We start from the raw sequence: 11770 nt of genomic DNA, 5'->3' as shown, positions 1-11770 counted from the left end.
TGGCAAGGCCGGCGGGCAGGGGACGGCTCCGCCCATCTACACGCCGCGCGAGGTGATGAAGCTGCCGGTGCTGCTGTCCGGCAAGCCGGAGTATCCGCGCCGCGCCCGGGAGGATGGCATCACCGGCGTGGTGATGGTGATGGTCGTCATCGGGACGGACGGGGCGGTGGAGCCGGGCTCGCCGCGCATCCACCGCTCGGTGCCGGGGCTGGACGAGGCCGCGCTCGAGTCCGTGGCGAGCTGGCGCTTCTCGCCCGCCCTGGGGCACGACGGCGCGCCGGTCCGCGTGAAGGTCGTGATCCCCGTGAAGTTCGCCCTCAGGTAGTTCCTTCGCAGGCCCCCTGTAGAAGCCTTCATGAATCCCAAGCTCCGCTCGGTTCTCTTCTGGATCCACCTGGTGTCCGGCCTCATCGTCGGGCTCGTGGTGGGGGTGATGTCGTTCACGGGCGCGGCGATCGCGTTCGAGTCGCAGATCGTCGACTGGGCGGACCGTGACGCCCGCCACGCGGCGCCTCCCGCGCCGGGGACGCCCCGCCTGACGCTGGAGGAGCTGATCGCGAAGGTGAAGGAGGCGAAGCCCGCCGTGCCTCCCTCCGGCGTGACGGTGTCCTCGGAGCCGGACAGCATGGTGACGGTGGCCCTGGGCCGCGGCGCCGCGGTCTACGTCCACCCCTTCACTGGTGAAGTCCGTGAGCAGGGCGCGCAGGGCTGGCGCGCGTTCTTCCACACGATGGAGGAGCTGCACCGCTGGCTCGCGGCGTCCGGCGACAACCGCGCGGTGGGCAAGGGCGTCACCGGCGTGGCGAACCTGGCCTTCCTGTTCCTGGGCATCACGGGCCTGTTCCTGTGGTGGCCGCGCAAGTGGAACCTGCGCGCGATGCGGCCCACCCTGTGGTTCCGCCGGGGCTTGAAGGGCAAGGCGCGCGACTTCAACTGGCACAACGTCATCGGCTTCTGGTCACTGCCGGTGCTGGTGGTGCTGACGGCGTCCGGCGCGGTCATCTCCTACCGCTGGGCGTCGAACCTGGTCTTCACGCTCACCGGCAACGAGCCGCCCGCCGCGCAGGGGCCCATGGCCGCCGCGCCCGTGGCCGTGCCCACGCCCGCGCCGGGGACGAAGCCCCAGGCGCTGGATGCGCAGTTCGACGCGGTGATGAAGCAGTCCAACGCCTGGGAGGCCATCACCCTGCGCCTGGCCGCGCCTCCGGGAGCCGGTGGCCCCCAGGGTGGCCAGCGCGGCGAAGGCGCTCCGCGCGGCGAAGGGCGCGGCGGCCCCAAGGGCCCGCAGGCCAGCACCTTCACGGTCCGCGAGCAGGAGCGCTGGCCGCTGTTCGCCTCCAACACGGTGTCGGTGGATCCGTTCACCACCCAGACCCTGAAGACGGAGACCTACGCGGACTTCAACAGCGGCCGCAAGGCGCGCACCTGGCTGCGCTTCCTCCACACCGGCGAGGCCTTCGGCTGGTTCGGCCAGCTCATCGCCGCGCTCGCGTCCTTCGGCGCCGTGTTCCTCGTCTACACGGGCTACGCGCTGTCCTGGCGCCGGTTCGTCCCGCGCCGCAAGACGCAGCCCGCGGCCCCCGCCGCGCCGGCCGTCCCTCCCGCGGAATCCGAGACGCACGCCGCCTGACGTCCCGGCTTCGAGCAAACCCATCCATCCCAGGGGCCCGGACCGCGCGAGAGCGGCTCCGGGCCTCGCTGTCTTCACCCCGAGGCATGTGGCATTCGCCGCGCTGATGCCAGGCAGTGCTGGAACGCCCATCCCCGCGCGTGAATCAGACTGTCATCAGGAAGAAATTTCTTGTAACGACAATCAGGGTCCTGCATATGAGAATCATTCTCATTTAGGCAGCGCTTCCTTTCCCGAGGGGATTCGTGTCCACAGCAAAGCCCGGTCGTCCTGGTATCCGCTCCTCCACTGGCAACCCCGGAGGCGTGCGCGGCGCGCTCTGGCCCTGGGGCCCCGCGGCCGTGGGCCTCGCCTCGGCGCTGGCGGCGGGCAGCGCGATGGCGCAGGAGACGCCGGTGACCGGTGAGACCGCGGCGCCGGTGCAGGAGTCCCGCCCGGCGGAGAGCACTCCGGTGGGCCAGGAGGCCCCGTCCCCCGAGCGCACGCCCGAGTCCGCGGCCCCCGCGCAGGGTGCGGCGACGACGGCCGAGGCCATCCAGGACGACGCCTACGTCCTGCCGGAGGTGTCCGTCGAGGGTGAGACGCAGAAGTACAACGTCACGGAGCCCAGCCTGGCCCGCGTGCCGCGGCCGCTGGTGGACACGCCGCAGACCATCACGGTGGTCCCCGAGCGCGTGATGGAGGAGCAGCAGGCCACGACCCTGCGCGATGCCCTGCGCAACGTGTCCGGCATCACGGTGACGGCGGGCGAGGGTGGCCGCCAGGGTGACTCCTTCTCGCTGCGCGGCTTCTCCGCCCAGACGGACACGCTGCGCGACGGCGTGCGCGACCTGGGCTGGTTCACCCGCGACACGTTCAACCTGGAGGGCGTGGAGGTCTACTTCGGCCCGTCGTCGGTGCTGTTCGGCCGCGGCTCCACGGGCGGCGCCATCAACCTGGTGACGAAGAAGGCGCGCAAGGGCTCCTTCACGGACCTGCGCCTGTCGGGCGGCACGTCGCCCACCGGCCGCATCGAGGCGGACGTCAACCAGGAGGTCTCCGACAGCTTCCAGTTCCGCGTGAGCGCCGTGGGGCAGCTGGCCGGGGTCGCGGGCCGCGACGTCGTGAAGGAGAACCGGGTCGGCGTCGCGCCGTCCGCGCGCCTGCAGCTGGCGGAGAAGGTCGCCCTGGAAGTGGACTACTTCTACCAGCACGAGGACAGCGTCCCGGACTACGGCCAGCCGTACTTCAACGGCTACCCCGTGGCCGTCACGCTGGACGTGCCGCGTGAGAACTTCTACGGCGTGAAGGACAGCGACACGGAGCTGGTCAACGTCCACATCGGCTCGGCGCGCCTGCTGGCGGACCTGGGCGGCACGTTCCGCCTGACGAACACGCTGCGCTACGGCGGCGTGGACCGCTTCGCCCGGCCCACCGCGCCGCGCGGCCTGACGCCGGTCGCGGCGCCCACCACCATCGGCCGCCAGCGCTTCGAGACGAGCGCGGAGAACACCTACTTCGCGGACCAGCTGGACGTGCGCGGCGTGTTCACCACGGGCTTCCTCAAGCACAACACCAACGTGGGCCTGGACGTGTCCCGCGAGCAGCGTGAGCTGGGCCGCGTCAACCTCACCGTGGACGGCGGCAACCTGCCGGCGGACCTGTTCGATCCGGACAACAGCCCGGACCTGTCCGGCGTGGCGCGCGTCCCGGGCGCCACCAACTACAGCCGCCAGTGGAACCTGGGCGCGTACGCGTCGGATCAGATCCAGATCGGCAAGTACGTGGAGGTCCTGGGCACCCTGCGCCTGGACAACCTGCACAGCGACTACGAGACCAAGGCCGCCAACGGCGACATCGCGGCCTTCGAGCAGGAGAACACCCTGTTCAACTACCGCGTGGGCCTGGTGCTCCACCCGGCGGAGAACGCCAGCGTCTACGGCATGTACGGCACGTCCCAGAACCCGAGCGCGGAGCTCTCCGTGCTGGCCAACGACACCGTCACGCTGGACCCGGAGAAGAACGAGACCTTCGAGATCGGCGCCAAGTCCGACCTCATCGCGGAGCGCCTGAGCGTCAACGCCGCCGTCTTCCGCACCCACAAGAAGAACGCGCGCGTGCCGAACTCGGATCCGGACGGCCCGCCCACGGTGCTGGAGGGCAAGCAGCGCGTGCAGGGCTACGCGCTGGGCATCGCCGGTTCCCCGGTGCGCCGCTGGAACGTGTTCGCCAACTACACGTTCCTGGACGCGAGCATCCAGGAGCACACCAATGACTTCCTGGAGGGCCAGCGCCTGGTGAACACGCCCAAGCGCAGCTTCTCGCTGTGGACCACGTACGCCATCCTGGACAACCTGTCCGTGGGCGGCGGCGCCACCTACCAGGACGTGGCCACGGTGAACAACCCGGCCAACGCGACGGTGGTGCTCAGCAAGGTGCCCAACTCCTGGCGCTTCGACGCGTTCGCGGCCTACAGCATCCAGAAGGTGGACCTGCAGCTCAACGTCTACAACCTGACCGACAAGCTCTACTACGACTCGTACTACGGCGGTCAGGCCGTGCCGGCGGAGGGCGTTTCGGCGCTGCTGTCCGCGCACGTGCGGTTCTAGTCGCGCGACATTCCCGCCGGGCGTAGAGGACGTTCATCATGATGGTGCACATCCCGCAGGTCCTCACGCCCGAGCAGGTGGCCCGCTGCCGCGCCGTCTTCGACAAGGCGGCGTGGGAGGACGGCCGGACCACCGCCGGCCGGCAGTCCATGCAGGTGAAGAAGAACCTCCAGCTGCCCGAAGGCAGCCCCGCCGCCCGGGAGCTGGGGGACCTGGTGCTGGCCGGCCTGGAGAAGAGCCCGCTGTTCATCTCCGCCGTGCTGCCCCAGCGCGTCTTCCCGCCGCTGTTCAACCGCTACGAGCCGGGCATGGACTTCGGCTCGCACGTGGACAACGCCATCCGGCCCATCCTGGGCACGAACCAGCGCATCCGCACGGACGTGTCCGCCACGCTCTTCTTGAGCGACCCGGACAGCTACGACGGCGGTGAGCTGGTGGTGGAGGACACCTACGGCAACCACTCGGCGAAGCTGCCCGCGGGGGACCTCATCGTCTACCCGTCCACCAGCCTGCACCACGTCACGCCGGTGACGCGCGGCGTGCGGCTGGCGTCGTTCTTCTGGGTGCAGAGCATGATCCGCGACGCGGGGAAGCGCTCGCTGCTCTTCGACATGGACACGTCCATCATGCAGCTGACGCGTGAGGTGCCCAAGAGCCCCGCGCTGGTGATGCTCACGGGCGTGTACCACAACCTCCTGCGCCAGTGGGCGGAGCCCTGAGCGGGCTCCGGGCCCGGAAGGCCGCTACTCCGGGCTGACGTGCAGGGTGAGCACGGGGCACGCGGCGCGGCCCACCACCTTCTGCGCCACGCTGCCCAGCAGCATGCGGGTGAGCCCCTTGCGCTGGTGCGTGCCCATCACGATGAGGTCGTACTTCCCGCGCTCGGCCTCCTCCAGCACCACGTTGCCCGCCTCGCCAATCACCACGCGGTGGGACAGCGCCACGGGCGCGGTGCCGTCCACGGAGCGCAGGAGCGACTCCAGCTCCTTGCCCGCGGTGTCGCGCGCCATGGACTCCAGCGCGGTGGCGTCCCAGCCGGGCGAGGCCACCAGCAGGTCCGGCGCCACGTACTGCGGCGGCTCCCAGGCGTGCAGCACGTCCACCGTCGCGCCGAAGGGCCGGGCGAGCTGCAGCGCGTAGTCCACGACGGACCGGGAACCGTCCTTCAGGTCCACCGGCACGAGGATGCGTGAGGGGCCAGCCATGGGTGTCCTCCTATGGGTCTGGTGAACAGTTAATCCCCACACGCCGTGAGGGCAAGCAGGCGTTCAGGGTGTACCGAGCAACGGGGCGGGCGCGCAGGGCAATCCGCGCGTGGACACCTTCCTGTCCGAGGTCCTGGCCCCCTATGCGCCCTCCCATCGACAACGGTACCGTGCTCATCATCGGCGCTTCCGGCGGCATCGGCCGCGAGCTTGCCCGGCTGCTCTCCCCCCGGGTCAGGACCCTGGTGCTCGTCGCGCGCGACGTGGACGACCTGGGGAGCCTGCGGGAGGAGCTGCTGGCCCGCAACCCGACGCTGGGCGTGATGATCCGCGCCTGCCGGCTGGATGATCCGCGCGCCGTGGACGCGCTCTTCGAGCACCTGGAGCGCCACTACGTCCGCGTGGACGTGCTCATCAACAACGCGGACTACGCCTTCAGCGGGCTGTACGCCGAGGAGCGCTGGAAGCGCATCGAGGAGCTGGTGCATGCGAACGTGCTGGCCCCGGCCATGATCACCCACCGCCTGCTGGGCCCCATGCTGGAGCGCGGGCGGGGCGGCATCCTCACGGTGGGCTCGGGCGCGGCGCGCCTCTTCCTGCCGGGCGCGGTGACGTTCGCCGCCACGCAGCGCTTCCTGGACGGCTTCAGTGAGTCCCTGCGCCTGGAGCTGAAGGACGCGGGCATCCCCGTCACCTTCGTGGCCCCCGGCCCGCTGGCGCTGGAGCCGCACCTGGAGGGGGAGGTGACGCCCTTCTTCGAGCTGTCCCTGCGCCAGTGCGCCCGCGAGGCCCTGGCGGGCTTCGAGCGGGGCGAGGCGCTGGTGTACCCCGGCCTGGGGCACCGCTGGGTGATGCGGCTGTTGCGCTTCCTGCCGCGCTCCTTCAAGCGGGGCCTGGGACGGCTGGCGCTGGGCGGCTTCAAGCGGACGCTGCTCTTGAAGCCCTCCGCGCCCGGAGCGGATGCGCCCCCCAGGCCGGTGCTGCTGGCCGGAGGGGAGCCCTCGTCCGTGACGTAGGCGGCCGGGTGACTACAGGCCGATTTCCGCCAGGCGCGCCTTCACGCGCGTGGCCTTCACGCCGGTGTTGGCCGTGCCGCGGCCCTGCGAGTTGCCGCCGACGCCGATGTGGTGCAGCGCCACCACCTGGTTCGTGGACGTGGAGATGACGGGCGAGCCGGACGAGCCGCCCAGCGTGTCCGCGTCGTAGGAGATGTCCGTGGTGCTGTAGCTGCCGTTGAGCACCTTGCCCGGCGAGGACTTCTTCGTCGGCGTGCAGGACGGCGTCGTGTAGTAGTCGCAGTTCTGGTTCACGACGTACACGGTGGAACTCGTCGCCGCGTTGGTGCTGGAGACGGTGAGGAAGCCGTACACCTGGCCGGGCAGCTGGCCATTCACGGCCGAGCAGCGCAGCGCCGTCATGTCGTCACTGCTCCACGTCTTGATGAACGTGGCGCACGGGTACCAGACGCGCGAGGCGGACGCGACGCCGTCCTCGTAGTTGAACGACACGCGCGCGCCCACCGCCTCCGAGCTGCTGCCCACGCAGTGGTTGTTGGTGATGACCACGTCGTTGGAGACGAGCCACGCCGTGCAGCGGCTGCCCACCGCCGGGATGGAGAGGTAGCCCACCGCCAGGGACTTCGTGCGCTGCGTGCCCGACAGGGACGTGGCGCTCACCCAGTTCAGCGTGCCGACGATGACGTTGGACTCCTGCGACGCCAGCGCGTCGTGGGGCTGGGGCTGGGGCTCCGCGTCCGGCACGTCCATGGGCTCCACGGAACCACACGCCGTCAGGCCCATCACCAGCATCGCACCCAAGAGCTTCTTCGCGGCCATCTCTGAGTCTCCCCCCGCGCGGCATTGCGCGGCGCTGGGGGCCAAGGCACGCCGCGTGCCAGCGCGCGCTCCAGAGGGGGCCCGCCGTCACGCCACCGCACGGGTGGTGCGTGGATGCTCCGTGCAACCCGGTTGCGTTTGTAAAGAAACGTCACGTTCCCCGGCGAATCCCCAGCCATCCCGGGTGCTTGCACGATTTTCCGGGAGTGCCGCTTTTGCGGACATGCGGGGAGCGCCCCTGTCCCGGGTGGAGACAGGGGCGGGGAGGGCGGAATTCTTCAGCCGATGATCATGTCCTCGCGCTCGAGGGTGCCTTCCTCGAAGCGGCGGAGGTTGAAGCGGGTGAAGAGCTCGTCGGAGTTCCCGGAGGTCATCCACTGGGCCATCCGCTCCGCGACGGCGGGGGCCATCATGAAGCCGTGGCCCACGAAGCCGGACATCTGGAGCAGGTTGTCCAGGCCGGGGGTGCGTCCCAGGATGGGGTTGTTGTCCGGGGTGACGTCGTAGAGGCCGCCCCACTGGCGCAGGACCTTCACCTGGCCCACGTGCGGCAGCTGCTCCGTGAGGGCCTGGGCGAAGCGCGCCACGAAGCGCAGCGTGCTGCCCATGTTGGGGCCGGCGGGCTCCTTCGGGTCACCCATGCCGCCCACGATTTCACCGCGCATGGACTGGCTGAAGTACAGGCCCGTGTCGAGCACCGACACCAGCGGCGACAGGAAGGGCTTGAGCGGTTCGGTGCTGAGGATCTCGTGCCGGTGCGGCTCGTTGGGCAGCTTCACGTCCGCGAGCTTCGCCACGGCCGGGCTCCACGCGCCGGAGGCCAGCACGACGGTGTCGCAGGCGATGTCGCCCCGGTCCGTCTTCACCTTGCGCACCTGGCCGTTGCTCGTCTCGAAGCCGGTGACGTTCGTGTACGTCTCCACCTTCACGCCGCGCTTCACGCTGCCCTGCGCGTAGCCCCACAGGAAGGCCCAGGGGAAGATGACGCCGTCCTCCGGGTTGTAGGCCGCCGTCACGCAGTCCTTCATCGTGAGGCCCGGGACCACCTGGCGCGCCTCGTCCGCGGTGATGATGCGCGTGGGCACGCCGTACTTGTTGTGCAGGGTGGCGTTGCGATCCAGCCGGTAGGCCGTGTCCTTGCGCTTGGCCAGGAACAGGTAGCCGCCCTGGCGCAGCCAGACGTTGACGCCCAGGTCGCGCGCGAAGCCCTTCATCAGGTCGATGGAGCGCTTGGCCAGCTGGATCAGCGCCGGGGTGCCCCACTGCATGCGCACGCCGCCGCCGTTGCGGCCGGACGCGCCCGCGCACAGGTAGCCGCGCTCCAGCACGACGACGTCCGTCTCCCCGCGCAGCGCCAGGTTGTACGCCAGCGACAGGCCCATGATGCCGCCGCCGATGATGACCACCTTGGCCTTCGCGGGCACCGGTCCTTCCGGGCGCAGCGCGGACGGGAAGTGCTCCAGCTCCTGGGGCACGCCGCCCACGGGCGGGACGGCTTCGTCCACGGGGGCGCTGGCCAGCACGCGCAGCTCCGTGGGGTAGAGCGGCGGGCGCGGCGTGAAGGGCACCACGCCCTCCGGCTTGAGCTGCGGGGCCTTCTGCTTGAGCAGCGCGGCCACCGCGGCGTGGCAGCTCTTGCCCTGGCAGATGCCGGTGCCAAAGCCCGTGTAGCGCTTGACCGACTCCACGTCGTGGTAGCCGCGCTCGATGGCGTGCTCCACGTCCGTGACGGTGACGTCCTCGCAGGTGCAGACGAGCGCCTTGCTCATGACAGCCCTCCCATCAGCGCCTGCGCGGCCCGCTCGCCCATGGCCGCCGCTTCCTTCGCCGTGCCTGCCTTCGCCACGTCGCCCGCGACGAACACGTCCGCCGCCTGCGTGCGCCCGTCCGCGTCCGCCTCCACCTTGAAGTGGCCCGCGTCCGCGTCGAACTCCACCTTCGCGCCGCCCTGGCGCGCCAGCTCGAAGCCCGGCGACACCGGCACGGACACCACCACCGCGTCGCACGACACCTTCTGCTTGCGGCCGCCCTGGGGCGTGAAGCTCAGCCCCGTCACGCCGCGCAGGCCGTGGGCCTTGAGCCCGTCACCCATGACGGCCTTCGGGTGCGCGTTCGCGGGCAGCGGACCCTTCAGGTCCACCACCGCCACCACCTCCACGCCGCGCTGGGTGAACAGGTGCGCCAGCGCGTGCAGCTCCGCGCCATGGCCCACCAGCGCCGCGACCTGGGGCGCCACGTCGTGCTTGCGCAGCAGCAGGCTGGCCGCGCGCCCCGCGATGACGCCGGGCAGGTCGTTGTTCTCGAAGGGGAGGGTGGGGGGATGGCCGCCCACCGACAGCAGGAAGCGCTTCGCGTAGACCTTCAAGAGCCGCAGGTTGCCCGCCTCCTGCGCGGCGACGGCCAGGTAACGGCCGTGCTCGTCGTCATACAGGCCGATGACGGTGGCGCTCCGCACCACGCTGCCCTGCGGGAACGCGGTGGCCTCCGGCACGAAGGGCGCGTTGTCCTCCGGGGCGCCGTGGGCCAGCCGTCCGCCCAGGTTCGCGTCGCGCTCGAAGAGCAGGAAGGGTACGCCCTTGCCGGACAGCACCCGCGCCGCCGCCAGGCCCGCCGCGCCGCCGCCCACCACCGCGACGGAGGTGTGGAAGGTGCGCGGGGGCAGGGGCTCCGGGCCCGCCTCCTTGGGCAAGAGGCCCAGGCCGGCCAGCTGCCGGGCCACGCGCGCCATGACGTCCTCGGCCACCGGCACGCCCGCGAACATCTCGTGGTGGTCCAGGCGCTTGGGGAAGAACCAGTCGATGGTCTCGAAGATGTCCACCTTCGCGGACGGGTACGCGTTCTGCCGCTCCAGCCGCATGCCCTCCTTCGCGGGGGTGCGGCAGGTGTAGACGTTGGGCAGCCCGTCCACGCGCATGAGGCAGTGCGAGCAGGCCGCGGCGAAGCAGTACGGCCCGCGCGGGCGGTGGTACTTCACGGAGCGGGAGAGGACGTTCTCGCCCGCGGCGATGAGGGAGCACGCCACCGGCTCACCTTCGATGGCGGGGATGCTCTCGCCCTCGAGGTCCACGGTGATGGCCCTGCCGCGCGGGGTTGCGTCTGGGAGGCGTCGCATGGGTGCCGCGCAAAATGGCGCACCGGACGGAGCGGGTCAAAGCCTGTCAACGGCCGCCCGCCCTCCGCCAACACCCGCTGCCGACAGCCCAGGTGATGGCGCGCGAGCCTGGGGCTTGTTGGGGAAGGAAGAAGCCCCACTCCCGGTGCGCTTGGGAGCGGGGCTTCATGATGCGGTGTGGCAATCCCTGGCGGCCGTGAGGCCGGGTGCGTCAAACCGGGTTCTCGCTCCGGGGGAAGATGGGCTCCGGCATGCCCCGGCCGCCGCGGTAGCCGAACCGGGTGCGGATGACCGCGCCGAAGGCCAGCGGGATGAGGAGGAACAGGTTGAGCAGCACGCCCAGCACCGGGATGTGGCTGACGAGCAGGATGAGGCCCAGGCCCAGCGCGAGCACCACCGCCTGCGTCTTGCGCCCACGCATCACCGGCAACCGCGTGCCCACCTCGCTGGCGATGGCCGCGTAGCTCAGCGCCGTGCCCAGCATGGAGGCGACCAGGAGGGCGAACGCCACCGGGATGCCGATGATGGTGATGCACAGGACGAAGGCGAGCGGCATGAGGGCCAGCGCGCCCACGATGCCCACCAGGATGTTGCGGCGCGGGTTGGCGCGGATCTCATCCCCCAGCTCCTTCATGCGCGCCGGGAAGAACATCTGCCCCAGGAAGCCCAGGCCGAAGAGGAGCGCGAACTGGAGGATGAAGGACGCCAGGCCTCCGCCACGGTCGTGGTCGTCATCGTCGTCGGAGGCGTCCGCTGACGCGTCGTGGTTCTGGCCCTCCTGCATGCCGCGCTTGATCTCCCCGGCCACCATGCGGCCCAGGCCCGCGCCGCCGAAGGACTCCAGGCTGCCCTCGACGATGGCGCCGTCCGCCTTCTGCACCTGGCCGCCGAAGGCGGACACGTCGCCCTCCACCTGCGCGTTGGGCCCCAGGATGACGTTGCCGCCGAAGGCGTGCGCGTCTCCCTCCACGTGTCCCTGGATCTCCAGGTTGCCGCCGAAGGCGACCGCGTCGTCCTCCACGGTGCCCTTCACGATGAGGTTGCCGCCGTAGACGACGGCGCTCTCCACGGACTCGCCTTCCTTCACCTCCAGGTTCTGTCCGCGCGCCACCACGTCGCGAGCGCCGCGCTTGCCCTTCTTGTGCTTGAAGCTGTCGCGGAAGCTGCGGATCTCCTCGCGGATGCGCTCCTTGGTGGCCTCGGCCTCTTCCTTCGCGGCCTGCTTGGCCTCTTCACGGGCGCGCCTCGCCTCTTCACGGGCCTCCTCGCGAGCCCGGTCCGCCTCTTCACGGGCCAGGGCGCGCTCCTCGGGCGTCGCGTTCGCGTCCATGACGGGCGGCGCGGGAGGGGCCGGGGGCGCGGGCGGGGTGGCCGCCGTCGCCGGACCGGACTCCTTCTCC

General features: G+C 70.9%; 10 protein-coding genes. 5 read left to right on the top strand and 5 right to left on the bottom strand.

Annotated features, from left to right (window positions below; genetic code table 11):
- The 4 genes from D7X55_RS25905 to D7X55_RS25890 form a co-directional block, all read left to right on the top strand.
- Positions 1-325: TonB family protein (locus D7X55_RS25905; RefSeq protein WP_121724480.1), on the top strand; the 325-nt coding region annotated here is incomplete at its 5' end.
- 30 nt (positions 326-355) lie between these two features.
- The gene (locus D7X55_RS25900) at positions 356-1630 is read left to right on the top strand and encodes a PepSY domain-containing protein (RefSeq protein WP_121724479.1); all 1275 of its coding nucleotides are present in this window, start codon (positions 356-358) and stop codon (positions 1628-1630) included.
- Positions 1631-1935: 305 nt separating this feature from the next.
- Positions 1936-4218, top strand: coding sequence for a TonB-dependent siderophore receptor (locus tag D7X55_RS25895; RefSeq protein WP_233610062.1), 2283 nt, complete (start codon positions 1936-1938; stop codon positions 4216-4218).
- A 38-nt stretch (positions 4219-4256) separates the two neighbouring features.
- On the top strand, positions 4257-4937 hold the full coding sequence (locus D7X55_RS25890; RefSeq protein ID WP_121724478.1) for a Fe2+-dependent dioxygenase: 681 nt from the start codon (positions 4257-4259) through the stop codon (positions 4935-4937).
- Between the two features lie 24 nt (positions 4938-4961).
- Here the strand turns inward: D7X55_RS25890 and D7X55_RS25885 are convergent, their stop codons facing one another.
- A complete protein-coding gene (locus D7X55_RS25885) occupies positions 4962-5423 on the bottom strand; it encodes a universal stress protein (RefSeq protein ID WP_120552525.1) in 462 nt (153 codons plus the stop codon).
- Between the two features lie 143 nt (positions 5424-5566).
- Between D7X55_RS25885 and D7X55_RS25880 the strand changes: the two genes are divergently transcribed.
- Positions 5567-6439: an SDR family oxidoreductase gene (locus D7X55_RS25880; protein WP_120552526.1), complete on the top strand. Its 873-nt coding sequence runs from the start codon at positions 5567-5569 to the stop codon at positions 6437-6439.
- A 12-nt stretch (positions 6440-6451) separates the two neighbouring features.
- Here the strand turns inward: D7X55_RS25880 and D7X55_RS25875 are convergent, their stop codons facing one another.
- From D7X55_RS25875 to D7X55_RS25860, 4 genes are all read right to left on the bottom strand, one after another.
- Positions 6452-7258 (bottom strand): serine protease, encoded by an 807-nt coding sequence (locus D7X55_RS25875; RefSeq protein ID WP_120552527.1) that lies wholly within the window; start codon positions 7256-7258, stop codon positions 6452-6454.
- A 278-nt stretch (positions 7259-7536) separates the two neighbouring features.
- A complete protein-coding gene (locus D7X55_RS25870) occupies positions 7537-9027 on the bottom strand; it encodes an FAD-dependent oxidoreductase (RefSeq protein WP_120552528.1) in 1491 nt (496 codons plus the stop codon).
- Positions 9024-10370: a 2Fe-2S iron-sulfur cluster-binding protein gene (locus D7X55_RS25865; protein WP_121724477.1), complete on the bottom strand. Its 1347-nt coding sequence runs from the start codon at positions 10368-10370 to the stop codon at positions 9024-9026. Before D7X55_RS25865 ends, D7X55_RS25870 begins: the two co-directional genes overlap by 4 nt.
- Before the next feature lie 211 nt (positions 10371-10581).
- A partial coding sequence (locus D7X55_RS25860) for a polymer-forming cytoskeletal protein (protein ID WP_121724476.1) occupies positions 10582-11770 on the bottom strand: 1189 nt, incomplete at its 5' end.

Origin of the sequence: Corallococcus sp. AB049A (genome assembly GCF_003668885.1) — a bacterium.
GTDB classification, from domain to species: domain Bacteria; phylum Myxococcota; class Myxococcia; order Myxococcales; family Myxococcaceae; genus Corallococcus; species Corallococcus interemptor.
The sequence above is the reverse complement of the archived record's forward strand: the minus strand, read 5'-3'. Positions and strand labels throughout refer to the sequence as shown.

Bases quoted from the DNA above. Each gene is read 5' to 3' on its own strand.
- D7X55_RS25890 (WP_121724478.1), top strand. From the start codon at position 4,257: ATGATGGTGCACATCCCGCAGGTCCTCACGCCCGAGCAGGTGGCCCGC.
- D7X55_RS25870 (WP_120552528.1), bottom strand. From the start codon at position 9,027: ATGAGCAAGGCGCTCGTCTGCACCTGCGAGGACGTCACCGTCACGGAC.
- D7X55_RS25865 (WP_121724477.1), bottom strand. From the start codon at position 10,370: ATGCGACGCCTCCCAGACGCAACCCCGCGCGGCAGGGCCATCACCGTG.
- D7X55_RS25900 (WP_121724479.1), top strand. From the start codon at position 356: ATGAATCCCAAGCTCCGCTCGGTTCTCTTCTGGATCCACCTGGTGTCC.
- D7X55_RS25885 (WP_120552525.1), bottom strand. From the start codon at position 5,423: ATGGCTGGCCCCTCACGCATCCTCGTGCCGGTGGACCTGAAGGACGGT.
- D7X55_RS25880 (WP_120552526.1), top strand. From the start codon at position 5,567: ATGCGCCCTCCCATCGACAACGGTACCGTGCTCATCATCGGCGCTTCC.
- D7X55_RS25875 (WP_120552527.1), bottom strand. From the start codon at position 7,258: ATGGCCGCGAAGAAGCTCTTGGGTGCGATGCTGGTGATGGGCCTGACG.